Genomic DNA, 24571 nt, shown 5'->3' on the forward strand with positions numbered 1-24571 from the left:
GATGATCGACTTCTACACCGCCGCGACGCCGAACGGCTATAAGGCCGCGATCATGCTTGAGGAATGCGGGCTCGAATATACGCCGCATTTCATCGACATGGCCGCGCAGGAGCAGAAGTCGCCGGAGTTCCTGAAGATCAACCCGAACGGCCGCATCCCGGCGATCGTCGACGACGGCTTTCCGGTGTTCGAATCGGGCGCGATCCTGATATGGCTGGCCGAGAAGACGGGCCGCTTCCTCCCGGCCGACCCGAAAGGCCGCAGCACCGTAATCCAATGGCTGATGTGGCAGATGGGCGGGCTGGGCCCGATGATGGGGCAGCTCAATGTGTTCAAGCGCTATTTCCCCGAGCACATCCCGGCCGCGATCGACCGCTACGAGCGCGAAAGCTACCGCCTGTTCGGCGTGATGGACGGGCGGCTGGCGGAGTCGCCCTGGCTGGGCGGAGGCGACTATTCGATCGCCGACATCGCCTGCTGGCCCTGGGTGCGGGCCTATGAATGGCCCGGGCTGACGCTCGACAATCACCCGCACCTGAAGGCCTGGGCTGACAAGGTCGGCGAGCGCGACGCGGTCAAGCGCGGACTGCAGGTGCCGCCGCGCGCGGAAATGACCGAGGAAGCCAAGCGCGAGTTCGTGGAACGGGCGCGGAAGATTCTGGCGTGATTCAGCTCCTCCCCAAGCTTGCTTGGGGAGGGGGACTGCGACGCGAAGCGTCGTGGTGGAGGGGCCCGGAGCGAAGCGGAGGGTTCGGCCGTCCTCCCCCGGCCCAAGGCCGGGGTGCGGCCCCTCCACCACCGGCTGCGCCGGCGGTCCCCCTCCCCTCGCTTTGCGAGGGGAGGAATTTAAATCTCCACCTGGCTTCCTAGCTCGACGACCCGGTTGGTCGGGAGCTTGAAGAACTCCATCGCCGACTCGGCGTTGCGCAGCATCCAGGCGAACAGCTTTTCGCGCCAGATCGCCATGCCCGGCCGCGACGAGGCGAGCAGGGTCTGGCGGGCGAGGAAGAAGCTGGTGTCCATCATCTTGAACTCCGGCCCGCAGCCGGTGATCTGCTTCAACGCGGTCGGCACGTCCGGCTCCTGCATGAAGCCGTATTTGACCACCAGCCGGTGGAAGCCGTGGCCGAGCGGCTCCAGCTGGCAGCGCATGTCCTGCTCGACATAGGGCACGTCGGCGATCTTGACCGTCAGCAGGACCACGCGTTCGTGCAGCACTTTGTTGTGCTTCAGGTTGTGCAGCAGCGCGTGTGGCACGCCGTCCGGCGTCGACGTCATGAACACGGCGGTGCCGGGCACACGCGTCGCCGAGGTCGCGGCCGATTCGATGAAGATGGAGATCGGCATCGCCGCCTCGCGCAGCCGGTCGATCATCAGCTTGCGCCCCTTCGCCCAGGTGGTCAGCAGGGTGAAGGCGAACAGGCCGACCAGCAGCGGGAACCAGCCGCCGTCCGGCACCTTGGTGAGGTTGGACGCGAAATAGGCGAGGTCGACGGTGAAGAAGACGGCGAGCAGCGCGACTGCCGCGATCCGATTCCACTTCCACAGCGAGAACAGCACGACCGCGATCAGGCAGGAATCGATCGTCATCGCGCCGGTCACCGCGATGCCGTAGGCGGCGGCCAGGTTGGACGAGGACTGGAAGGTCAGAACGAGCAGGATGACCATCGTCATCAGCGTCCAGTTGATAACCGGAATGTAGATCTGGCCGACGGTGCTGGCGCTGGTGTGCGTGATGCGCAGGCGCGGGATGAAGCCCAGCTGGATCGCCTGCTGCGTGACCGAGAAGGCGCCGGAAATCACCGCCTGGCTGGCGATGATCGTCGCGAGCGTCGCGAGGATCACCAGCGGCAGGCGGAACGCCTCGGGCGCGAGCAGGAAGAACGGGTTCTTGATCGTCTCCGCCGCTTCGGCCGGGCTCAGGGACAGCACCATCGCGCCCTGCCCCAGATAATTGAGCATCAGCGCGGGCAGCACGAACACCAGCCACGATCCGCCGATCGGCTTGCGCCCGAAATGGCCCATGTCCGCATACAGCGCCTCGGCGCCCGTCACCGCCAGCACGACCGAGCCGAGCGCCAGGAAGGCGCGGACATGATCGGTCAGGAAGAAATGGATCGCGTGCCAGGGGTTGAGCGCGGCGACGATCGACGGGTCCCGGACGATGTGCATCGTGCCGAGCACCGCGATGGTCGCGAAATAGAGCACCATCACCGGCCCGAACATCCGCCCGACCGCAGCCGTCCCGCGCGATTGGATGAAGAACAGGAAAACCAGGATGCCGATCGCGAGCGGCACGACCAGCGGCTCGAACCGCGCCTCGACGACCGTCAGGCCCTCGACCGCGGAGAGCACCGACATGGCGGGCGTGATCATCGAATCGCCGTAGAACAGCGCGGTCGCGAACACCCCCAGCAGCACGATCGGCGCGGTCCAGCGCTTGCCCGGCGTGGAGCGGTTGATCAGCGCCAGCAGCGCCAGGCTGCCGCCCTCGCCCTTATTGTCGGCGCGCATGATGACCATGACGTATTTCAGCGTCACCATCAGCATCATCGACCAGAAGACGAGGCTCAGCACGCCGAAGATGTGCAGCCGGTCCGGCGTCAGCTCGTGATGGCCGGTGAAGGTCTCGCGAAACGCGTAGATCGGGCTGGTGCCGATATCGCCGAAGACGATGCCGACCGCGCCGATGGCGAGCTTCAGCAGCCCCTGGTCGCCATGACCATGGTGCTGGACCGACGATTCCGCCGGTACGGCGCCGCTGATGGTCGCCGTGTCTGAAATTCCGGTGCTCACCGGCGGGAATGTTCTGCTGAAAGCGGCATCATGCGCATAACGATTGAAAGCGGTCCTAGCCCCACGGACGCGGCGCGGGCCGTTAGCATGGGCCGGTGGGGGGTGCAATGCCAGCCCCCTTCCAGTCGAGCAGGGGCTAAGCTGCCCCGAACAGCGCGTCCGCCTCGCTCCGCGTGGGGACCGATCGCAACACGAAGCTGCTGCTGATCGTCGTCACGCCCGGCAGGCGGCCGAGATGCTCGCGGTGCAGGCGCTCGTAATCGTCAAGGTCCTTGGCGACGATCTTCAGCCGGTAATCGTGCGCGCCGGAGATCAGCGCGCATTCGACGATACCGTCGATCTCCGACACCGCGCGTTCGAACCGGGCCAGATCCTCCTCGACCTGCGTCGACAGGGTGATGTCGACCAGGGCGGTGACGTGAAAGCCGAGCGTCTTGTGGCCAAGGCGGGCGCCGTAGCCCGTGATCTGGCCCGAGACTTCGAGCGCCTGGATGCGCCGGGTGCAGGCGGATTGCGACAGGCCGACGCGCTCCGCGATCTGGCTGACGCTGGCGCGCGCATCGGCGGCGAGACTTTTCAGGATTGCACGGTCGATCTTGTCCATTGCGCATGAATCCATTGCGGAGCGATCAGTCACTCGCACACTTATGCGCCGAGCAGCCGTGGCACCAGCCCTGTTTGCAGGGATTCGCGATCCCGATTCGCAGTAATACGCGCCACCATTTTTTCGCTTAAGGAGAGCGATCATGCGCGTCGGTGTGCCCAAGGAAATCAAGAACAACGAATATCGCGTCGGCCTGACCCCGCCGTCGGTGGCGGAGCTGGTCGCGGCTGGCCACGAGGTGGTCGTCGAGACCAATGCCGGCGCCGGCATCGACCTGAGCGACCAGGACTATATCGCGGCCGGCGCCCGCATCGTCGCCACCGCGGCGGAGGTGTTCGCCCAGTCCGACATGATCGTGAAGGTGAAGGAGCCGCAGCGCCAAGAAATCGCGATGCTGGAGCCGCGGCACCTGCTGTTCACCTACCTGCACCTCGCGCCCGATCCGAAGCAGACCGAAGGCCTGATTAAGTCCGGCGCCACCTGCATCGCCTATGAGACCGTGACCGCGCGTGACGGCTCGCTGCCGCTCTTAAAGCCGATGTCCGAAGTGGCCGGCCGGATGTCGGTGCAGGTCGGCGCGCACTATCTTGAAAAGGAACAGGGCGGCCGCGGCGTGCTGCTGGGCGGCGTGCCCGGCGTTGCTCCGGCAAAGGTCGCGATCCTGGGCGGTGGCGTCTCCGGCGTGAACGCGGCGCAGATGGCGGTCGGCATGCGCGCCGACGTGACCATCTACGACATCTCCAACACCCGCCTGGCCGAGCTGGACATGTTCTTCAGCTCGCAGATCAAGACCGTCTATGCGTCCAAGGCGGCGATCGCGTCGGCGGTGCAGAGCGCGTCGCTGGTGATCGGCGCGGTGCTGGTGCCGGGCGCGGCGGCGCCCAAGCTCGTTACCCGAGAGATGCTGAAGACGATGAAGCGAGGATCGGTGCTGGTCGATATCGCTATCGACCAGGGCGGCTGCTTCGAGACCTCGCACCCGACCACCCACCAGGATCCGGTGTTCGAAGTGGACGGCGTGATCCACTATTGCGTCGCCAACATGCCGGGCGCGGTCGCCCGCACCTCCGCCTTCGCGCTCAACAACGCGACGCTGCCGTTCGCGCTGAAGCTCGCCAATATGGGCGCGGAAGCGGCGATGCGCGCCGATCCGCACTTGGCCAACGGCCTGAACGTGATGGGCGGCAAGATCCGCCACCAGGCCGTCGCCGACGCGCTGGGCCTGGAGTTCGTGCCGTTCAGCTAAGCCGCTGTCCCGGAGCCGGTCGCTGCGCCCGGCTCCGGGAAATTCCTAGCTTTTACAGGACGACGAGGCATCCCACATGACAGGGATGGACGAATTCATCACCGAAGAATCGCTCGCCGAGCTGATCCCCGCCTTCTACGCGCGGGTGCGGCAGGACGCCCTGATCGGGCCGCTGTTCAACGAGGCGATCCATGACTGGCCGGAGCATCTGGGCAAGCTCACCGCCTTCTGGTCGTCGGTGATGCTGACCAGCGGGCGCTACAAGGGCAGCCCGATGGTGGCGCATCTGCGCCATATCGAGTCGATCAAGCCGGCGATGTTCCAGCGCTGGCTCGAAATCTGGGCCGAGACCACCGCCGAGCTGATGCCGCCCGAAGCCGCCGCCGCGCTGCAGGCGAAGGCTGCGCGGATCGGCGAGAGCCTGCAGCTCGGGCTCAGCTTCCACGCCCAGCGAGTCGCCTAATCGTCGCCCTGCGGCTTGGGCAGCAGTAGCGCGAGCAGGATCGCGCGGCATTCGGCGTCGATCGTGCCGTCGATCAACTCGGGGCGGAAGCGGCGCTGAAACGCCACCGTCGCCGCCAGCGTGTCGGTCACGTCATAACCGAAGCGTTCCAGCGCGAGCAGGAATCCGGCATCGGTCCAGCCCGGGTCCATCAGGTTTTTCGTGGGCCTGGGCAGCGCGAGGCGGAGCTTCGCCAGCCGATACCACGGAAACAGCTCGCCCGGGTCCTGCTTGCGGGCCGGCGCGACGTCGGAATGGCCGACGACATTGCCGCGGGTAATGCCATACCGCTCCTTGATCGCATGGACGAGCGGGACCAGCGCGTCGATCTGCTCCTCCGGGAAGGGGCGATAGCCGAATTCGTGGCCGGGATTGACGATCTCGATGCCGATGCTTGCCGAGTTCACGTCGGTGATGCCGCGCCAGTGCGAGCGGCCGGCGTGCCAGGCGCGGTTCGCTTCGTCGACCAGGCGCAGGACCTGCCCCTCCTCCGTCACCAGGTAATGGGACGAGACCTTCGCGTCCGGATCGCAGAGCCGCCGGATCGCCGAGTCGGCGTCCTGCATCCCGGTGTAATGGAGCACGATCATCGAAACCGGGCTGCAGCGCTCGTCGAAGTTCGGCGAGGGCCTGTCGATGATCTGTTTCAAGCGCGGTTTTCCCCAACCCGGGCCGAACGGATGGTCACGATCGCGACGCCGGCCAGCGCGACGATCCCGCCCAAAATCATCAGCGGCGTCAAGGGCGTGTGGAAAAACAGCGATGCGAACACCACCGACAGCACCGGCGCGGCGAGCGTGAGCGGCGTCACCGACGCGACCGGGTGGCGCTGCAGCAACCACGACATGGAGCCGTGGCCGATGATCGTCGACCCGATCGCGGAGAAGGCGACCCAGCCGAGGCTGTGCAGCGGCAGGTGCGGGATGGAACGGATGCCCTCCGGCTCGAAGACCAGTGCCACCGGCGCGAGAATCGCGACGCCGAGCAGCCCGACCCAGGCGTACATGGAAAGCACCGGCACCCCGCGGAGGTTGCGCTGGATCAGCGACGATCCGGCCCAGATCAGGCTTGCGAGCGCGGTGAGCGCGATGCCCGGGATCTCCCGTGCCACTTCGGGATCGAACACCAGGATGCCGACGCCCAGCAGCGACATGGCGACGCCGGCGATCCGGTATTTGTGAATCCGTTCCTTCAGAATCACGACTGCCAGCAGCATCGCGAACGGCACGCCCAGCTGCCCCGCGATCGCGAGCGCACCGACATTGGTCGCCACCGCCATGGACAGGTTGATGACCAGGAAATAGAGGCCGCCGGTCATCACGCCGAAAGCGAGTAGCTCGCGCATCCGGCCAGGCACGATGCGCAGCCAGGACAGGCAGACCATCAGCACGATCGCCTGGCGGAGCAGCGCGGCGGTCAGCGGCGGAATCTCGTTCACCGCCATCTTCACCGCGATGATGTTCATGCCCCACAGAAGATTCATCAGCCCCGCGACCGCGATGTCGCGCGCGCCGAGCCGGGGCTGAAGCTGGGTCATCGCCGCGGCTGTAGCGCCAGCCGCGACGGCATCAAGCGGCCTTTGTCCTGACCGCCGCAGTCTTTCGGTAGAGCCCGCGCAGTTCGGGTGCGGACGCGAAGGCGTCGGTCTGGCCGATCACCGTCTCGCCGGCGCCGAGCATCAGATAGCCGTCGGGCGCAAGGCTGGCGGCAAGCCGGTCGAACGCCTCGCGCCGCCGCTCCGGGCTGAAATAGAGCAGCACGTTGCGGCACAGGATCAGATCGAAGCTGCCGGTCTGCGCCATCAGCACATTGTGCCGGCGGAAGCGGAGATAGCGGGCAAGGTCCCGCTTGACCCGCCATTCGTCACCTACCTGGTCAAACCATTTGAGCATCGAGCTGACCGGCAGCCCGCGCTGAATCTCGAACTGGCTGTAATAGCCGCCGCGCGCCTTCTCGATCGCGGCTTCCGACACGTCGGTCGCGGTGATGTCGATCGACCAGCCGTCCCATTTGGCGCGGGCATCGGCGAAGATCATCGCCAGCGAATAGGCCTCCTGCCCGGTCGAGCAGCCGGCGCACCAGATGCTGATCCGGCGCGACGCCGCGCGGGCCTGGCGGAGCGCCTCGAGCGCGCCGTTGCGCACCAGGTCGAACGCCTGCGCGTCGCGGAAGAAGAAGGTCTCGTTGTTCAGCAGTGCCTCGACGACCTCGCTGGCGAGCATCACGTCGCGGCCGAGGTTCAGCTGCCCCACCAGCGCATCGAGGTTCGGAATGCCGCGCTCGCGCATTAGCGACTTCAGCACGGTCTCGATCCGCCACAGCCGGTTCGGCCCGATCTGCTGGCCGGTGCGCTGCTCCAGGAGACTGGCGAGATGACGCAGCGCGGTCCTGTCTATCGTCATGCCGCGAGCCTCTCGCGGCGGGCGAGCAGGTCGGCGATCTGGAACGGCGGCAGCATCGCGCTGGCCAACCCGGCCTGCGCCACCGATCCCGGCATGCCCCAGACGACCGAGCTCGCGCGATCCTGAACGAAGACGTCGCTGCCGGCATGCGCCATGCGTTCGGCCCCGCGCAGGCCATCGCGGCCCATGCCGCTCAGCACGATGCCGACCGCGGTCGCGCCGAAGGCTTCCGCGACGCTGGCCAGCATCGGGTCGACCGAGGGCAGACAGCCGCTTTCGACCCGCTCCGCAGTGATGCGTACGCGCGGCATGCCGCCGGTCATCTCGACCGACAAATGGCCTTCGCCCGGCGCGATCAGGATACGCCCGCGCGCGAGCGGCATGCCGGCGCGCGCGACGCTGGTCGGGCGGCCCGACATTTCCTGCACCTGCGTCGCAAAGATGCTCATGAATGAGGGCGGAAGATGCTGGGTGATCAGGATCGGTGCGCCGAATGCCGGCGGGAGGGCGCGCAGGAGGTCCGAGAGGGCATGAAGACCGCCGGTCGAAGCACCGATGGCGACGCAGGACACGCGACCTTCGTTCATCGCCCGCAGCCGGAGCTGCGGCATCGGCTCCTGCGGCCGGCTGTCGCCGGCGTCCGCGTCGGGCGCGTGGCCGATCCGCACCAGCTTTTCGGCGAGCACCTCGGCGAAGCGGCCCCCGAACGCGCCGGCGCCCGGCTTGGCGAGCGTGTCGGCGGCGCCCAGCGTCATCGCCCGGATCGATGCGGCGGCGCCCTGCTCTGCCGACGAGGAAACGATCAGCACGCGCGCGCCGCGACTCGCCGCGATCAGCGCGGGCATAGCGCTCAGCCCGTCCTGGCCGGGCATCTCGATGTCGAGGATGATGATGTCGACCCGCTCGCGAGCCAGGAAGGACAATGCCGCCCGCGCGCTCGGCACGGTTCCGGCCAGCTGGAATTCGGGGCGTTCGCCGACCATGCGCGTGAAGACGGCGCGCGCGACCGCCGAATCGTCGACGATCAGCAGCCGGATGGGCCGGTCCGGGGCAGCCGCGCTACGAGCGCTCGTCAGGGCGCGGGGCGGCATCGCCGGCTGGCTCCGCTCAGGCGAGCCCGACGATCTGCAGCTTGCTCGCGATCGTATCGCGATCGAACGGCTTCATCACATATTCGTCGGCGCCGGCCTCGATCGCCGCCTTGATATGGCCGATGCCGTTCTCGGTGGTGCAGAACACAACCTTCGGGCGCTTCGGCAGGTCGGTGGCCGACAGCGCCTTCAGGAACTCCATCCCGCTCATCACCGGCATGTTCCAGTCGAGCAGCACCACGTCGGGCGGCGTCGCCTCGCAATGGGTGAGCGCGTCACGGCCGTCACCGGCCTCCGCCACCTCGAAGTCGAGCGTTTCGAGGATATGGCGCGCGACTTTCCGGATGACCTTGGAATCGTCGACCACGAGACAGGTTTTCATAAAATCTCACTCGACCTTTGTTCTATTGCCCTGCCCTAACCCGCAGAGAGTAAGGACGAGGTTAAAGACGGCATGGCTCAGGCGGCCAGCGCTTCGTCGGGGCCGGCGATCAGCCGCTCCGGATCGATCAGCAACAGCGCCTCGCCGTCATATTCCAGCATTCCGATCGCGATCCGGGCCCAGCCGGGCTCCAACCGCGCGCGGATCGGCTGCGGCGGCTCGTCGATCACGCGGGCATCTTCGATCGATCCGACCACCAGACCGTAATGATGGCCGTCGAGCTGAATGACGACTGCGCGGCGGGTGCCGCGGCCGGTCGGCGCGAACCCCAGCGAACACTCGCAGCAGATCACGGTCAGCACCTTGCTGCGCAGCGCCGCGAGGCCCGCGACATGCGGCGGCGCCAACGGCACCGGCGCGACCGCGCCCAGGTCCACCACCGATTCCACCAGCGAGGCATGGATCGCGACCGGCTGGCCGGCAATCGTCGCGATCAGGTACAGTTTATCCATCACGCTCTCCGCTTCGCGACCTGGCTTTCGATCGCGGCGAGCAGGCCCATCCGGTCGTAGCGATAGACGCTGCCGTCATTGGCGCCGGCCATGTCGGGCCTCAGCCGGATCACCGGCGCCGCGCCGGCCGCAACCGGCTCGCCGCCCGCGATCACGACATCGGCCTGCGCTTCGACCGACTCGCCGGCAAAGCCGACGCGGTAGCCCGCGGCTTCGAGAAGCGGGCGCAGGATCTCGCGCGACCAGCGGTCCTCGGCATCGGCCAGCAGGCACAGCGGCCGTTCCTCCCGGACCGGCGCGGCATCCGCCTGCGCGAACAGCCAGAACACGTCGATCAACTCGACCTGCTCGCCCTGGACCAGCGCCACGCCGGCGATCGGCCCTTCCGAGGTCGCATGATGCATGGCCGGCGGCAGCTGGACGATGTCGATCACGTCGTCGATCGCGAATGCCAGTTCGGACGCGCCGTCGCTCAGCCGCAGCAGCTTGACCATGGCGCCGGCGGGCAGGCCTTCCTCACAGCCCAGCAGGGGGAGCAGCCGGCCGTCGATGGCGACGCGCAGCCGGCCCGCGGTTTCGGCGATGCGGTCCGCGGCCACGTCCTCGAGCCGCTCGACCACGCCCAGGCGGATGCCGCGGCGGCGGCCGGCGAGATCGTGGAACAACAGCGTCGACGTCAGCTCCGGCCCCGTTTCCGCCGCCGCGTCTTGAGTGAGCGCCGCAATCGGGTTCGCTTCCTCGGGCTCGATGCCGGCGCGCGCGGCAATGCCGACGGCGTCGAGCATCAGCATCGGCACGCCGCTGTCGGGCAGCGACATGCCGCCATAGACGCCGGCACCCATCACCGCCGGCGATGCCGGCTTGATCACCAATTCCTCATGGTCGTGCACGGCCTGGACGCAAAGCGCGTAGGACAGGCCGGCGCCGGCGCTGACGACGACGATCGTGCGGCCGGTCACTTCGTCGACATGCCCGGTGCCGAGCACATGCTCCAGGTGCAGCAGCGGCAGGGCGCGGCCGCGAATGGTGGCGACGGTGGCGTCACCCAGCGTATCGATCCGGATCGACGCGCTCGATACGTGCACGATCTCCTCGATCGCGGAGCGCGGGATCGCGAAGCTCTGGCTGCCCGCCGACACGGTCAGCGACGCGATGATGGTCAGCGTCAGCGGCACGCGTATGGTCGTGCGCAGCCCGAAGCCGGGCCGGTTGTCGAGCTCGATCGAGCCGCCGATCCGCTCGATGTTCGACTTCACCACGTCCATGCCGACGCCGCGGCCGGAGATCGCCGTCACCTGCTCGGCGGTCGAGACGCCGGGGGAAAAGATCAGCGCCGCGCGCGCAGCCGGCGGCAGCGCGTTGGCAAGCTCTTGCGTGATGACGCCGTTCGCGATCGCCTTTGCGACCAGCCGCCCCTCATCGATGCCGTTGCCGTCATCGGCAATCTCGATGACGATCTGGTTGCCCGACTGGCGCGCGCTGATCGACAGCCGCCCGGCCTCGGGCTTGCCGCGCTTCCGCCGGACCTCGGCGTTTTCGATGCCGTGATCGATCGAGTTGCGGACCATGTGCGTCAGCGGATCGCGCATCAGCTCGATCATCTCGCGATCGAGCTCGACATCGCTGCCGTCGATGTCGAGATCGACCGTCTTGCCGAGCTCTGCCGACGTATCGCGCACCATCCGCGGCAGCGCGGAGAAGAGCTTCTCGATCCGCTGCATGCGGGTGCGCGTGATCGAATCGCGCATATCTGCCAGGCAGGTCGACAGGCGCTCGAAGGCGCCTCCCACTTCCTGCTCGGCACCGACTTCGCGTAGGCGCCGCGCCAGCTCGTTGCGGGCAAGCACCATGTCGGAGACGCCACTCATCATCCGGTCGAGCAGCTCCAGCGGCACGCGGATGCTGCGCGCGGGGGCCTTGTTGGCGGTCTGGACGACGTGCGGGGCCGCGCCGGTGATCGGGCAGACATTGGCTTCGGCCGACAGCGCGGCGATCAGCAGCCCGTCATCGCCGCTCGGCAGCTCGGCGCCGCTTTCGAGCGCTTCGGTCAGCTCGCCGATCCGGTCGATGATCGCCAGCACCGCGCTGACCAGTGCCGCGTCGGCGGTGCGCGTTCCGGAGCGGAGCTCGGCCAGCACGTCCTCGGCGGCATGGCTCAGCGTCTCGAAGCGCGGCAGGTCGAGGAAGCCGCAGCTCCCCTTCACGGTGTGCACGAAACGGAAAATGGCATCGAGCCGGCCGCGATCACTCGGATCCGCCTCCCACGCGATGATCTCGCCCGAGAGCGCATCGAGCGTCTCGCGCGTCTCCGCCAGGAATTCCGCCAGAAGATCGTCCATCGGCCCCACTAACCCTATTGGAGGGTCCTATGGCGCGCCGACAGTTAAGAGGGGGTTTACCCCGCCCTGAGGGTCGCCCCGAACATCACGAACGGGTCTTCCGGAGCGGAGACCTGGATCGACCCGCCCGCCTGCCGCGTCAGCTCGCTGGCAAGCCAGGCGGCCGCGGCGCGGGGCGTCACTTCGTCGGCACCGGTGCGGCCTTCGAGCGCCTGGCGCAGCTCCGGATCGAGCACCAGCCGCGGTCCTTCGGCGCGGACCACCATCTCGGTGCCGTTCGCGGTCTGCTCGGCCCCGATGTCGAGCCGGCCGCCGCGCACCAGCGCGTCGCCGGCGATCAGCGCCAGGTTCAACAGCACCTTGATCGCGGGTTTGGAGAGCGTCGCCGGCTCGACCATCCAGCCGATCTCGATCCGCCCGCCTTCCCCGAACATGCCCTCGATCGCGGCCTTCGCTTCGCGCGAGTCGACACTGTCGCCGAAGCCGCCGGCGGCGCCGAATGCGAGGCGGAAGAATTTGAGCTTGTTGGCCGAAGCGCGCGCGCTTTCGTTCAACAGATCGAGGCAGCGCGCCCGCATCTCCGGATCATGCTCGTCGGCAAGCAATTCCAGGCCGTTATTCAACGCCCCGACCGGGCTCAACAGGTCGTGGCAGAGGCGGGAGCAGAGCAGGCTGGCGAAGTCGATGGCGGCTGTGGTCATGGGGGTCTCTAGTGGCGGAGCACGCGACGCGGAGCAAGGGGCCGGACGCGCGGTTCGTCGGGGGAATGAGTCGGCCAAGCTCCTCCCCGAGCTTGCTCGGGGAGGGGGACCGCGCGCGCCAGCGCGTGGTCGAGGGGCTGAGCGCGCAGCGCGAAGTAAAAACCCTCCGCTTCGCTCCGGGCCCCTCCACCACTCGCCTTTGGGCGAGCGGTCCCCCTCCCCTGCAAATGCAGGGGACGACTAAGAGGCGCTCAGCGCCACCCGCTCAAATCCGCCCTCCCCCGCGATCCACGCCGTCACCGCATCGCCCGCGACGATCAGCCACAATTTGCCGTCCCTCGCAGCCATGGCCTCGTCGGTGTCCGATGGCGCGGCGCGCCCGCCGGGGTGCGAATGATAATAGCCGGCGAGCTTCGGTCCGCCCGTCCGCTCGGCGCGGATCGCGGCGAACAGCGCGGCGGGGTCGATCTCGAAATGCCGCACCGGGTCATCGGCCACGTTGACCGCCGCCATGACGCCATCGATCAGGTCCACGCTTCCGAGCAGCAGGCCGCAGGCCTCGCGCGGCGCTTCGGCGGCGGCGTGGGACCGGATCGCGTCCAGAACGGTCCTTGAAATCCCGACCCTCATCGCCACATCGGGTAGCGAATGAACCGGGGGGTTTCCATTCTCGACGCGACGATCGGAGCCGAAGCGGAAGGCTGGCGGCTCGACCGCGCGCTCGCCGCGGCGCTGCCGACGCTGTCGCGCGAACGGATCAAGGCGCTGATCTCCGCCGGCCAGGTCCGCCGCTCGGACGGCGCCCTGCCCCGCGATCCCGCGCTGAAGGCCCGGGCCGGCGAAAGCTTCGCCGTCGAAGTGCCGGCGCCCCGGCCCGCGCACAACGAAGCGCAGGACCTGGGGCTGCAGGTCGTTTTCGAAGACGATCACCTGATCGTGATCGACAAGCCCGCCGGCATGGTCGTCCATCCCGCCGCCGGCAATCCGGACGGAACGCTGGTCAACGCGCTGCTGCATCATTGCGCGGGCAACTTGTCGGGCATCGGCGGCGTGGCGCGGCCGGGGATCGTCCACCGGATCGACAAGGACACGTCGGGGCTGCTGGTCGCCGCCAAGACCGACCGCGCGCATGAGGGGCTGGCGAAGCAGTTCGCCGCGCACACGATCGACCGCCGCTACCAGGCGATCGTCGCCGGGCTGCCCAAGGGCTCCGGCACAGTCGACGCGAACCTTGCCCGCTCCGACGCGAACCGGAAGAAGGTCGCGATCGTCGGTGAAGGCCGGGGCAAGCGCGCCGTGACGCACTGGCGGCTGGAGCGCGCGCTTCGCGATTCGGCGCTGGTCGAATGCCGGCTGGAAACCGGGCGCACGCACCAGGTGCGCGTGCACATGGCCTCGATCGGCCACCCGCTGCTGGGCGATCCGGTCTATGGCCGCAGCCGGCCCGCCACGCGCGAGCTGTTGAAACGGCTGGGTTTCGAACGGCAGGCCTTGCATGCGGCACGGCTCGGCTTTGTCCATCCGGTCACAAGCCAGGCTTTAGCGTTTGACAGTCCGATGCCGGCTGACATGCAGGAACTGTTAAGCGCACTGTCCGTATAGTTTCGTTAAGCTTTTGCCGCACTCCGGCTATGGAGGCGGCGGTTCGCAGGGAGAAGAATAGATCATGGCCAACGGCAACAACGTCCCCGCGACGATCCCCGCGTTGGGCGGCGAGGCCAGCCTCAACCGCTATCTGGCGGAAATCAGGAAATTCCCGATCCTGACGCCGGAGCAGGAATTCATGCTCGCCAAGCGCTATCAGGAACACCAGGACCCTGAAGCGGCGGCGCAGCTCGTCACCTCGCACCTGCGCCTCGTCGCCAAGATCGCCATGGGCTATCGCGGCTATGGCCTGCCGGTGTCGGAGCTGATTTCCGAGGGCAATATCGGCCTGATGCAGGGCGTGAAGAAATTCGAGCCCGATCGCGGCTTCCGCCTCGCCACCTATGCAATGTGGTGGATCAGGGCTTCGATCCAGGAATTCATCCTGCGCTCCTGGTCGCTCGTGAAGATGGGCACCACGGCGGCGCAGAAGAAATTGTTCTTCAACCTCCGCCGGATGAAGAACCGGATCGACGCGTTCGAGGACGGCGATCTCAAGCCCGAAGACGTGACCAAGATCGCGACCGATCTGGGCGTCACCGAGGCCGACGTCATCAGCATGAACAGGCGGATGGCGATGGGCGGCGACACCTCGCTGAACGTCACGATGCGCGACGACAGCGAAAGCCAGTGGCAGGACATGCTGGCCGACACCGATCCGCTGCAGGACGAAATCCTGGCCGAGAGCGAGGAAAAGGAAGTCCGCCACGAGCTGCTGCTGGAAGCGATGGGCGACCTCAATGACCGCGAGAAGCATATCCTGACCGAGCGCCGCCTGGCCGAGGAGCCGAAGACGCTGGAGGAGCTGAGCCAGGTCTATGGCGTCAGCCGCGAGCGCGTCCGCCAGATCGAGGTGCGCGCGTTCGAAAAGCTGCAGCGCGCGATGCTGCGGCTGGCCGGCGATCGCCGCCTGCTCGCGATGGCATAGCAAGGCTTTTCAAACCCTCTGCTTGAAACCGGCCGCGTCGCGCAGCTAGGAAAGGCTTCCCCTTTCCGGAGCGGTCCCTTCATGTTCAAAGCCTTCAGTTTCGCCGCCCTTCTGCTTGCCGGCTGCGCCGCCCAGGCGTCCGCCGCCACGGATGTCGGCAAAGTGATCGCCAGCCCGGCGTACAAGAAGGCGGTGTCGGTCCTCGACAGCCAGCACGACAGGATCGTGCAGGATATCGTCACGCTGACCGAGATCCCCGCTCCTCCGTTCAAGGAGAAGGCGCGCGCAGAGGCCTATCTGGAGATGCTGCGCGCGGCGGGTCTGACCGACGTGGAGATGGACCCGGAAGGCAATGTGATGGGTCTGCGCCGCGGCACCGGCCCGGCCGGCGGCCCGCTGGTGGTGATCGAAGCGCACCTCGACACCGTCTTCCCCGAGGGCACGCCGGTGAAGGTCCGCCGCGAAGGCACAAAGCTGTTCGCGCCGGGCATCGGCGACGACACGCGCAGCCTGGCGGTGCTGCTCGGCTATGTGCGGGCGATGAACGAAGCCGGCGTGAAGACCAGGCGCGATATCCTGTTCGTCGGCAATGTCGGCGAGGAAGGGCCGGGCGACCTGCGCGGCACCCGCTATCTGTTCCACAAGGGCAAGTACAAGGACCGGATCAAGACCTTCTTCTCGATGGACGGCACCGACGGCAGCCGCATCGTCAACGGGGGCGTCGGGTCGCGGCGCTACCGCATCACGTTCAAGGGGCCGGGCGGCCACAGCTATGGCGCGTTCGGGCTGGTCAATCCGATGGCGGCAATGAGCCAGACGGTGGTCGACCTCTACAAGGTCGAAGTCCCCAAGACACCGAAGACCACCTATTCCGCGAGCGTCACCGGCGGCGGCACGTCGGTCAACTCGATCCCGAACGACGTGTTCATGGAGTTCGACATGCGCTCCGCCAGCGCCGAGGAGCTCGCCAAGCTCGAACAGCGGTTCAAGACGATCGTCGAGGCCGCGGTCGCAGGCGAGAACAAGGCGCGCTCGACGCGCGAAGGCGCGGTCACGGCCGAGTTCAAGCTGATCGGCGACCGCCCGGCGGGCACCACGCCGGCGGATTCCGAGCTGGTCCGGACCGCGCAGGCGGCAATCTCGGCGCAGGGCCTGAAGCCCGAGCTCAACACTTCCTCCACCGACGCCAACGTGCCGATGCACCTCGGCATCCCCGGCATCACGATCGGCTCGGGCGGCAGCGGCGGCCGCGCCCACTCGCTCGACGAGTGGATCGACGTGGAAAAGGGCGCGAGCCTCAAGGGCATGCTCCCGGGCCTGACGATGCTGCTCGCGATGGCGGAACTTCAATAGCGGCGGAGTCTCAGGGCCTGGCGGGCAGCTCCAGGTTCCAGTCCTGCGCCGCGCCCCGCTCGCGCCCGTAAGCGAGCAGGCAGGCCATGTAGCGCGCATGGAATTCGAGGGGGTTGTCCTTGCGGCGGTCCTCCTCGGTCCAGTCGAAGCAGGTGCGTTCGTCCGGCGCCGCATAGCCGGGAATGCGGTAGGTGAAAGCGTCCGACCGGTCATGGTCGATGAAGGCCAGACGGTAGCGATAGGGGCTGCCGGTGCTCGCCAGCCGCTCGATCGCGTCGAGCGAAAAGCGGCTGACCTGGTTTTCGAGGATGTCGACGGCCCGGAGCGCCAGGTTGATCGCATTCCATTTGTCGACACGGTTGCCGGCGCGGTCCGTCCAGTCCTCGGAATAGAGAAAGCCGTTCACGATCACGTCGAAATTGACCGGCATCGACGAGGCGCTGACCGCATCCACGATCTGGCGCGCGAACACGCTGTAGCGGGCACCGCCATCGATGAAGAGGTGCTCCAGCAGGTCACCGGTGCTCTCGTCCAGGATCGTGAGCGTCACGGGTTCGGCCGCGAGCGGGACCGAAGAGGAAGCGATCAATGCGTCGGCATAGCATCGCCGGTAGGTGGCGCGGTCGCGAACCGAGTCGCGCGCCAGCTGGACCATGTCGAGCGCATAGCCCTGGCCGTCGTCCAGATCGGTCACGCCGACGAACAGCGAACGGCCCTTGTTCCCCTCCTCCACGATCGCGTCCAGCGTCGCGTCGTCGATGAACTGGACCAGGCGGTCGTGCAGCGGCGCCAGAGATCCCTGCGAGCCGCTGATGATGCCGCCCACGAGCCCGCCGGGGCGCTTGTCCAGGATCGTCCGCTCGCGCGTGATCGAGCTCGCGAGACCCAGGTCCTGGAGGTAGGACGTATCCTTGCTGAGGCCGGTCACGAACGCGCCAGTATCGGCCGGATAGGCGCGCGCATGGACCGGATGATGCGCCAGGAAAGCGAACGTGCTCTGCAGCGCGCCGGTGCTGATGCCAGTGACGATGCTGTAGTCCGGCACTTTGTCGCCCGCGCCGATCAGGAAGCCGGTGCCGAACAGGCCGTGCTGGCTGCCGCCGCTCAGCACCAGGACGTCGAGCGCGCCGCGTCCCTGCGCGCGCGCGTTACCGGCGACCGCCGCCACCTTCTCCTGGAAGGTGTCGGGCTTGCCGTTCGGCGGGGCGGGAAGCTGCGGCTGCAGCTGCGCCTCGAATTTCGGATGGTTGCGGCTGACCAGCAGCGGATAGGCGTGGATCGTGCAGCCCGTGGTCGCCTGCGGCCGCACATGCGCGCAAGCGCCCAGCGCGATCGTCACCAGCCCCGCAAGCAAGACGCGCAATCCCGGCATGACAGCCCCGCTGGCAAAGTCCGTACGAATGCGACCCGCGCGCAAATTACGCCTGTTGCGGAAAGCGGACAAGCATTGCGTGCGCCAACAAAAAGGCCGCCCGAAGGCGGCCTTCCTGATCGTCGGCACGCGCGGCAAAGCCGCGCCCTCGGTTGGGCCTCGTCGCCGGCCGGGCTGCGGCGTCTCCGGGTTAGCTGGCGCTAACCCGGTGCGCCGTGATCGCGGCAGGCAGTCCCCCGGACTGCCCGCTTGTCGCGATCACCCCATAATATCCTGTTCCAGCTTCTTGGCCATTTCCTCGATGTTCTCGGGCGGCCAGCCGGGGATTTCCATGCCCAGGCGCAGGCCCATCGACGACAGCACTTCCTTGATCTCGTTGAGGCTCTTGCGGCCGAAGTTCGGCGTGCGGAGCATCTCGGCCTCGGTCTTCTGCACGAGGTCGCCGATATAGATGATGTTGTCGTTCTTCAGGCAGTTGGCACTGCGCACCGACAGCTCCAGCTCGTCGACCTTCTTCAGCAGGTAGCGGTTGAGCTGGTTCGAATCGGTCTCAGCCTCCATCGGCGCCATCGCGCCGCCGATCATGCCCGCACCCGGCTGGGCGACCGGCATGCCTTCGTCGAAGTGGACGAACAGCTGCAGCTGGTCCTGGAGGATGCGCGCGGCATAGGCGAGCGCGTCGTCCGGGGTGATCGTGCCGTCGGTCTCGACAGTGATCGTCAGCTTGTCATAGTCCAGTTCCTGGCCGACGCGGGTGTTTTCCACCTTGTAGGCGACCTGGCGGACCGGCGAGTAGAGCGCGTCGACCGGGATCAGGCCGATCGGCGCATCGGCCGGGCGGTTGTTGGCCGACGGCACATAGCCCTTCCCCGCCTCCGCGGTCAGCTCCATGTTGAGCGTGCCGCCTTCGTCCAGGTGGCAGATCACCAGCTCCGGATTCATCACCTCGATGTCGCCCGACACGTTGATCATACCCGCGGTGACTTCGGTTGGGCCGGTCGCCGACAGCTGCAGCCGCTTCGAGCCTTCGCCCTGCATCTTCAGCGCGATCTGCTTCACGTTCAGCACGATGTCGGTCACGTCCTCGCGCACCCCGGCGAGCGACGAGAATTCGTGCAGCACGTTCTCGATCTTGATCGACGTCACCGCCGCGCCCTGCAGCGAAGACAGCAAAACGCGCCTCAGCGCGTTGCCGAGCGTCAGCCCGAAGCCACGCTCCAGCGGCTCGGCAACGAACGTGCCCTTCCGCCTGGTATCGCCGCCCGGCTTCTTTTCGAGTGCCGTCGGCTTCTTGAGTTCCTGCCAGTTCTTTGCGTTGACAGCCACTGTGTTCCCCTCGGGGTAGGGCGGAAGGTGCACGCTTCCGCCGGGTAAAGCGGCGTGGGCAGAAGCGCTCCACCCACGCAAAAGTTCAATCAGACGCGGCGGCGCTTCGACGGACGGACGCCGTTGTGCGGGATCGGCGTCACGTCGCGGATCGAGGTGATCTGGAAGCCGACCGCCTGCAGGGCGCGGAGCGCGCTCTCGCGGCCCGAACCCGGCCCCTTCACCTCGACCTCGAGCGTGCGCACGCCGTGCTCGGCGGCCTTGCGGCCCGCGTCCTCGGCGGCGACCTGGGCGGCATAGGGCGTCGACTTGCGGCTGCCCTTGAAGCCCATCATGCCGGCAGACGACCAGCTGATCGCATTGCCCTGCGCGTCGGTGATGGTGATCATCGTGTTGTTGAAGCTGGCGTTCACATGCGCGACGCCGGCGGTGATATTCTTGCGTTCGCGGCGGCGAAGGCGCTGCGGTTCACGTGCCATTTCGTTCTGACCTTTTCTTCAAGGACCAGGAGCGGCGCCGGACGGGCCGCTCGACCGGCCTGATTACTTCTTCTTACCGGCGATCGGCTTCGCCTTGCCCTTGCGGGTGCGGGCGTTGGTGTGCGTGCGCTGGCCGCGGACCGGAAGGCCCTTGCGGTGGCGCAGCCCGCGATAGCAGGCCAGGTCCATCAGCCGCTTGATGTTCATCGCCGTTTCGCGGCGAAGGTCACCCTCGACGGTGTGGTTGGCGTCGATCGCTTCGCGGATCTGCAGGACTTCCTGGTCCGTCAGGTCCTGCACCCGGCGCTCCGGCGCGATGCCGAGCTGGGCGGTCAGCTTCTTGGCCGTGGTCGGGCCGATGCCGTGAATGTAGGTCAGCGCGATTTCCACGCGCTTGTTGGTCGGGATGTTGACACCCGCAATACGTGCCATTCTACTCTTTCTCCTGCTCCACAGACCGGGTGGCAGTCCGGCCTATCTCAGCGCTTGATTCCCGAAACGCGCAACACCGGCGCGCGCGCATGGCGCCGCCGGAACGTGCGGTATCTCGGAAGACGGGCGATCTAGGATGCGGCGGCGCGCCTGTCAAGCACAGCGCCACCCCTGGCCCTGGCTTCGTTAGACGACCCCGTAGGCGAGCATCGCGTCGGCGACCTTCTTGAAGCCGGCGATGTTGGCGCCCTTCACATAGTCGCAATAGCCGCCGCCCTGCTGCCCATATTCCAGGCAGCGCGAATGGATGCCGTCCATGATGTCGACGAGCAGCTGCTGCAGTTGCTCTTCCTTCCAAGAGATGCGGGCCGAGTTCTGGCTCATTTCCAGGCCGGACACCGCAACGCCGCCGGCATTCGCCGCCTTGCCCGGTGCGTAAAGGATCTTCGCGGCCTTGAAATAGTGCACGCCTTCCAGGTCGGTCGGCATGTTGGCGCCTTCGGAAACGGCGATGCAGCCGTTGGCGACCAACGTCTTCGCATCCTCGCCGGTCAGTTCGTTCTGGGTCGCACAAGGCAGCGCCACGTCGCAGGGCACCCCCCAGAGGGTCTCGCCGGGCGTGAAGGTCGAGCCGGGGAACTGGTCGACATATTCCCTGATGCGGCCGCGCTTCACCGTCTTCAGCTGCTTCACCCAGTTGATCTTTTCCTGGTCCATGCCGGCAGGATCGTGGACGAAACCCTCGGAATCCGACAGCGTCACCACCTTGCCGCCCAGCTGCGTCACCTTTTCCGCGGCGTGCGTCGCGACGTTGCCGGAGCCGGAGATGACGGCCACCTTGCCGACCATGTCCTCTCCCCTGGTCTTCAGCATGTTGAGCAGGAAATAGGTCGCACCATAGCCGGTCGCCTCGGTGCGGATCAGCGAGCCGCCATATTCGAGTCCCTTGCCGGTCAGCACGCCGGTGAACTCGTTGGTCAGGCGCTTGTACTGGCCGAACATATAGCCGATCTCGCGCGCGCCGACGCCGATATCGCCGGCCGGCACGTCGATGTCCGCGCCGATGTAGCGATAGAGCTCGTTCATGAAGCTCTGGCAGAAGCGCATCACCTCGCGGTCGCTCTTGCCCTTCGGATTGAAGTTGGAGCCGCCCTTGCCGCCGCCCATCGGCAGGCCGGTCAGCGCGTTCTTGAACGTCTGCTCGAAGGCGAGGAATTTCAGCGTGCCCTCGGTCACGCTCGGGTGAAAGCGGATGCCGCCCTTATACGGCCCGATCGAGTTGTTGTTCTGCACGCGCCAGCCGCGCTGGACGCGGATATTGCCCTTATCGTCTTCCCAGCAGACGCGGAACGAGACCACGCGATCGGGCTCGGCGATGCGGCGCAGGATCTGCTCGCTGTGATAGGCTTCCTTGTCCTGGATGAAATCGAAAATGTCCTCGGCGACTTCCTGGACGGCCTGCACGAACTCCGGCTGGCCAGGGTTCCGCTTCTTCACGCCCTCGATGAACGTCGCAAGATCGACGTGGTCGGAAACTGCCATCTATCCCCCCTTCTGGTCGGATCGGTTTGCGCGTGACCCGCAGCCTTCTGAGTCGAGGCCATTATGGGGCGAGAGTTAGCACAGTTTAGGGTTTTGCCAGCAGCGTTCCGCGACGCTCGACCGGGCTGCCTCCCTTCGCTTCACCCTGCCCGCTAGAAGGGAAACACGTGCGTGATCGCGAACACGCCCGTCGCCCAGGTGATGAAGTTCAGCGGCAGCCCGACGCGCACGAAATCCATGTAGCTGTAGCGGCCCATCTGATAGACGAGCACGTTGGTCTGGTATCCGAACGGGGTGGCAAAGGCGGCGCTGGCAGCCATCATCACCGCGACCAGGAAGGGCCGGGGACTGACCCCCAGGCTCTCGGCGAGCGCCACCGCGACCGGCGCGCACAGCACCGCCACAGTCGCGTTCGACAGCAGCTCGGTCAGGAACAGCGTCGCGCCGTAGAACAATGCCAGCGCCATCAACGGGCCGAGCGGCTGGATGAACCCCACCAGCGCATTCGTCGCCGTCGCAGCCAGCCCGCTTTCCTCCAGCGCGATGCCGAGCACCACCATCCCCGCTATCAGCAGCAGGATCTCGGGCCTCAGCCCGTGATAGGCTTCGTCGGCGCTGATCACGCGGAGCAGGATCAGCAGCACCGCGCCGGCCAGCGCCGCCGCCGCGATCGGCGCGATGTTGAGCGTCGCGACCGCGATCACGCCGACGAACACGCCGACCGCGACCGCGGCGCGGCGCGGCTGGAGCGTCGCGCGCGGCACGAACACCTCGGGCGCGCCGACCTGGGCGCCGGCCATGTCCGGCTCGATCTCCACGTCCCTGCTGCTACCCTCCTCCGACGGCCCGAGCCGGATCAGCCGCCCGCTCACCAGCAGCAGATAGAGCGCGCCCACGCCTGCGATCGCGAGGCCGACCGGAGTGATCTCGAACAGGCCGAACGTCGGCTGGCCCGCGACCCGCGCCATGTCGGCCACCAGCAGGTTGGTCGAGGTGCCGATCAGCGTCGTGCAGCCGCCGAGCACGGCCATGTACGAGACCGGGATCAGGAAACGCTTGGGATCGAGGCCAAGCTTGCGCGCGGCATCGCGCACGATCGGCGCCGACAGCACCACGATCGGCGTGTTGTTCAGGAAGCCCGAGGCGGCTCCGCACAGGCCGATCGTGATCCACAGGCCCAGCACGCCGATCTTGCGGCACAGCACGACCGCCAGCTCGATCAGCCGGTCGAGCAGGCCCGACAGCTCGATCGCGTAAACGATCACGAACAACGAGGCGAGCGCGATCAGGGCCGGGCTGGCGAAGGCGCCCTGCACTTCGCTCGGCCGCACGACGCCGGTCATCAGCAGCACCGCGGCGCCCGACAGCGCGACCACGTCGGCGCGCACCTTGTCCCAGATCAGCGCCGCGACCACGGCCGCAAGCACCAGGACGGTCACGAGCTGGTCAGGCGTCACGCGGCCAAGCCTTGGCGCGGCGGGAATGTCTTGTCAAAAGGGGCGGGATGACCGACCGCCGAACATCCGGCTGGCGCGCCTGGGCAGCGGCAGGCATTTTCGTGGGCCTGGTGGTCGCGGGCGTGCTGATCACTCGCCCCGCACCGAAGCCGGCGCCCGCGCCCACGGCGACCGCGACCGCGGAACCGATCCTTCCGGCGATGCCGACGCCGCTGCCGCCGCTCTCACGCGCGGACCTGATCGAGGCCGCGCGACGTGCGGCGAGCAGCGTAGCGGCCGGCGAAGCGCGTGCAGCGTCCGACCTGCCCGGGCGGCGCTTCGCGCTCAGCATCCCGTTCGGCTGCGACGGTCCGACCGAAGCGCTGAAGCAGGCCGCGACCGGCTGGAGCTACGATGCGGGCAAAGGCACGTTGCGCGTCAAGGCAACGCCGCAGGTCTGGACGGACGCGCCGGGGCTGAAGGCGATCGCCGCCGGCGTGGATTACGAGGCGGCGGAGGGCTTCTGGGTCGAACGGCCTTGGCAGCTTTCCGAAACCTGCCCCGCCCGAAGCCCCGCGCCCGGCCCGAGCCCGGCCCCGGGTGAGGCCCCCGCTTCTTCACCCGCCCCCCTTCCCTCGCCATCGGCGACGCCGCTTCCGGTCGTGCAGACGCTCGGCCTTGTCGAGCTGTTCGAGCCCGGCACCAAGCGCGAGGAGCGGCGCAACGGGCGCGCCTATCAGGCCGTCCAGAAGCTCGCGCCGGGCGAGATCGCGCTCGATCGCGGGCTGCGGCTGGTGGTGGAGGGCCGACTGGTCGCGTTCGACAAGGACCAGGCGATCGGCTGCTGGAGCGCCTCGCCCGACCAGCGGCCGGTCTGCCTGATCCGCGTCCGCTTCGACCGGATCGCGATCACCGGCCCGACCGGCGAGCATGTCGTGGCGGAGTGGAAGAGCTAGCGGGCCTTTGCGCCCGCTTCGACGAACCTTTTCAGTCCCGCCAACTGCTCTCCAAGCACGCCGTCCACCGCAGCGGGCAGCGCCGTGCGTCCGGTGCGCATGAAGCCGGCGACCACGTAAGTCAGCTTGACGCTGGTGCCCGGGGCCGCGGGCTTCAGCTCCCATGTCATCGTGCCGGTCAGCGCTTCGGCCTGGAGCGGACCGAGCGCGCCGCTGAGGCGCAGCAGCTTGCCCGGCCACGCCATCACGACGCGGGCATGCTCGACACCGCCGCCGCCGCCGGGAAGCCGCTCGCAGAAGCAGCCGCCGGGCCTGAGATCGAGACTGAGATTGGACGCGCTGCCCGACCAGCTGTGCCGGCTGCTCCACCAGGCCGACGGGTGGCCGAGCGCGGCGTACACGCGGTCGGGCGAAGCGCCGATCACCACCTCATGCTCGATCGCGAAGCCGGCGGCATTGTCGGCGACGACGGCCGCGTTCGCCGGCGCGGCCAGCAATGCGGCGACCAGGACGAGCTGTCTCATGTGC

At 67.5% G+C, this 24571-nt stretch carries 25 protein-coding genes; 7 read left to right on the top strand and 18 right to left on the bottom strand.

The genetic code is table 11. The features are described 5' to 3' along the window. The first annotated feature begins 1 nt into the window (after position 1). Positions 2 to 667: a glutathione S-transferase family protein gene (locus tag GON01_RS01115; RefSeq protein WP_157025188.1), complete on the top strand. Its 666-nt coding sequence runs from the start codon at positions 2 to 4 to the stop codon at positions 665 to 667. A 179-nt stretch (positions 668 to 846) separates the two neighbouring features. Here GON01_RS01115 and GON01_RS01120 read toward each other — a convergent pair whose 3' ends face one another. Next, positions 847 to 2784 carry a potassium transporter Kup gene (locus tag GON01_RS01120; RefSeq protein WP_181600195.1) on the bottom strand — a complete coding sequence of 646 codons (1938 nt, stop codon included), beginning with the start codon at positions 2782 to 2784 and terminating at the stop codon, positions 847 to 849. Between the two features lie 148 nt (positions 2785 to 2932). Beyond that, positions 2933 to 3400, bottom strand: a complete 468-nt coding sequence (locus GON01_RS01125) for an Lrp/AsnC family transcriptional regulator (RefSeq protein WP_157025190.1) — start codon at positions 3398 to 3400, stop codon at positions 2933 to 2935. Positions 3401 to 3542: 142 nt separating this feature from the next. On the opposite strand from GON01_RS01125, the gene ald reads away from it, so the two are divergent. After that, positions 3543 to 4646, top strand: a complete 1104-nt coding sequence (gene ald, locus GON01_RS01130; protein ID WP_157025192.1) for an alanine dehydrogenase — start codon at positions 3543 to 3545, stop codon at positions 4644 to 4646. Between the two features lie 85 nt (positions 4647 to 4731). After that, complete coding sequence (locus tag GON01_RS01135) at positions 4732 to 5109, top strand: group III truncated hemoglobin (protein WP_157025194.1); 378 nt, start codon at positions 4732 to 4734, stop codon at positions 5107 to 5109. Here GON01_RS01135 and GON01_RS01140 read toward each other — a convergent pair. The 9 genes from GON01_RS01140 to GON01_RS01180 form a co-directional block, all read right to left on the bottom strand. Beyond that, a complete protein-coding gene (locus GON01_RS01140) occupies positions 5106 to 5738 on the bottom strand; it encodes an N-acetylmuramoyl-L-alanine amidase (RefSeq protein WP_157025701.1) in 633 nt (210 codons plus the stop codon). The genes GON01_RS01135 and GON01_RS01140 overlap by 4 nt on opposite strands. 56 nt (positions 5739 to 5794) lie before the next feature. Then, the gene (locus tag GON01_RS01145) at positions 5795 to 6685 is read right to left on the bottom strand and encodes a DMT family transporter (protein ID WP_157025195.1); all 891 of its coding nucleotides are present in this window, start codon (positions 6683 to 6685) and stop codon (positions 5795 to 5797) included. A gap of 31 nt (positions 6686 to 6716) precedes the next feature. Further along, entirely contained in the window at positions 6717 to 7550 is an 834-nt protein-coding gene (locus GON01_RS01150) for a CheR family methyltransferase (protein ID WP_157025197.1), read from the bottom strand. Further along, positions 7547 to 8641: a chemotaxis-specific protein-glutamate methyltransferase CheB gene (cheB, locus tag GON01_RS01155; RefSeq protein WP_157025199.1), complete on the bottom strand. Its 1095-nt coding sequence runs from the start codon at positions 8639 to 8641 to the stop codon at positions 7547 to 7549. Before cheB ends, GON01_RS01150 begins: the two co-directional genes overlap by 4 nt. A gap of 16 nt (positions 8642 to 8657) precedes the next feature. After that, positions 8658 to 9023, bottom strand: a complete 366-nt coding sequence (locus GON01_RS01160; protein ID WP_046347172.1) for a response regulator — start codon at positions 9021 to 9023, stop codon at positions 8658 to 8660. Positions 9024 to 9100: 77 nt separating this feature from the next. Then, complete coding sequence (locus GON01_RS01165) at positions 9101 to 9535, bottom strand: chemotaxis protein CheW (RefSeq protein ID WP_157025201.1); 435 nt, start codon at positions 9533 to 9535, stop codon at positions 9101 to 9103. Then, positions 9535 to 11874, bottom strand: coding sequence for a chemotaxis protein CheA (locus GON01_RS01170; RefSeq protein ID WP_157025203.1), 2340 nt, complete (start codon positions 11872 to 11874; stop codon positions 9535 to 9537). Before GON01_RS01170 ends, GON01_RS01165 begins: the two co-directional genes overlap by 1 nt. A 56-nt stretch (positions 11875 to 11930) precedes the next feature. After that, positions 11931 to 12575, bottom strand: a complete 645-nt coding sequence (locus GON01_RS01175) for a histidine phosphotransferase family protein (RefSeq protein ID WP_157025205.1) — start codon at positions 12573 to 12575, stop codon at positions 11931 to 11933. A gap of 240 nt (positions 12576 to 12815) precedes the next feature. After that, positions 12816 to 13205 (bottom strand): Mov34/MPN/PAD-1 family protein, encoded by a 390-nt coding sequence (locus GON01_RS01180; protein ID WP_157025207.1) that lies wholly within the window; start codon positions 13203 to 13205, stop codon positions 12816 to 12818. An 18-nt stretch (positions 13206 to 13223) separates the two neighbouring features. Here GON01_RS01180 and GON01_RS01185 point away from each other — a divergent pair, with 18 nt between their 5' ends. From GON01_RS01185 to GON01_RS01195, 3 genes are all read left to right on the top strand, one after another. Then, a complete protein-coding gene (locus tag GON01_RS01185; protein WP_157025209.1) occupies positions 13224 to 14177 on the top strand; it encodes an RluA family pseudouridine synthase in 954 nt (317 codons plus the stop codon). Positions 14178 to 14241: 64 nt separating this feature from the next. After that, positions 14242 to 15147, top strand: a complete 906-nt coding sequence (rpoH, locus tag GON01_RS01190; RefSeq protein WP_157025210.1) for an RNA polymerase sigma factor RpoH — start codon at positions 14242 to 14244, stop codon at positions 15145 to 15147. 81 nt (positions 15148 to 15228) lie between these two features. Beyond that, entirely contained in the window at positions 15229 to 16500 is a 1272-nt protein-coding gene (locus GON01_RS01195; protein WP_157025212.1) for a M20/M25/M40 family metallo-hydrolase, read from the top strand. Positions 16501 to 16510: 10 nt separating this feature from the next. Here the strand turns inward: GON01_RS01195 and GON01_RS01200 are convergent, their stop codons facing one another. The 6 genes from GON01_RS01200 to GON01_RS01225 all read right to left on the bottom strand — a co-directional run bounded on the left by GON01_RS01200 (position 16511) and on the right by GON01_RS01225 (position 23108). Beyond that, positions 16511 to 17863 carry a patatin-like phospholipase family protein gene (locus tag GON01_RS01200; protein WP_198159748.1) on the bottom strand — a complete coding sequence of 451 codons (1353 nt, stop codon included), beginning with the start codon at positions 17861 to 17863 and terminating at the stop codon, positions 16511 to 16513. Between the two features lie 267 nt (positions 17864 to 18130). Further along, positions 18131 to 19198 carry a DNA-directed RNA polymerase subunit alpha gene (locus tag GON01_RS01205; protein ID WP_181600160.1) on the bottom strand — a complete coding sequence of 356 codons (1068 nt, stop codon included), beginning with the start codon at positions 19196 to 19198 and terminating at the stop codon, positions 18131 to 18133. A gap of 89 nt (positions 19199 to 19287) precedes the next feature. Then, positions 19288 to 19677: a 30S ribosomal protein S11 gene (rpsK, locus tag GON01_RS01210; RefSeq protein WP_157025218.1), complete on the bottom strand. Its 390-nt coding sequence runs from the start codon at positions 19675 to 19677 to the stop codon at positions 19288 to 19290. A gap of 63 nt (positions 19678 to 19740) precedes the next feature. Next, positions 19741 to 20109 (bottom strand): 30S ribosomal protein S13, encoded by a 369-nt coding sequence (gene rpsM / locus GON01_RS01215; protein WP_157025220.1) that lies wholly within the window; start codon positions 20107 to 20109, stop codon positions 19741 to 19743. Positions 20110 to 20295: 186 nt separating this feature from the next. Then, on the bottom strand, positions 20296 to 21651 hold the full coding sequence (gene gdhA, locus GON01_RS01220; RefSeq protein ID WP_157025222.1) for an NADP-specific glutamate dehydrogenase: 1356 nt from the start codon (positions 21649 to 21651) through the stop codon (positions 20296 to 20298). A gap of 152 nt (positions 21652 to 21803) precedes the next feature. Then, positions 21804 to 23108, bottom strand: a complete 1305-nt coding sequence (locus GON01_RS01225; protein ID WP_181600161.1) for an SLC13 family permease — start codon at positions 23106 to 23108, stop codon at positions 21804 to 21806. 47 nt (positions 23109 to 23155) lie between these two features. Here GON01_RS01225 and GON01_RS01230 point away from each other — a divergent pair, with 47 nt between their 5' ends. Then, positions 23156 to 24043 carry a hypothetical protein gene (locus tag GON01_RS01230; RefSeq protein WP_157025224.1) on the top strand — a complete coding sequence of 296 codons (888 nt, stop codon included), beginning with the start codon at positions 23156 to 23158 and terminating at the stop codon, positions 24041 to 24043. Here the strand turns inward: GON01_RS01230 and GON01_RS01235 are convergent. Next, a complete protein-coding gene (locus tag GON01_RS01235; RefSeq protein WP_157025226.1) occupies positions 24040 to 24567 on the bottom strand; it encodes an SRPBCC family protein in 528 nt (175 codons plus the stop codon). The two genes, GON01_RS01230 and GON01_RS01235, sit on opposite strands and share 4 nt — an antisense overlap. Positions 24568 to 24571 lie beyond the last annotated feature (4 nt).

Source organism: Sphingomonas horti, assembly GCF_009753715.1.
Taxonomy (GTDB): Bacteria; Pseudomonadota; Alphaproteobacteria; order Sphingomonadales; family Sphingomonadaceae; genus Sphingomonas_B; species Sphingomonas_B horti.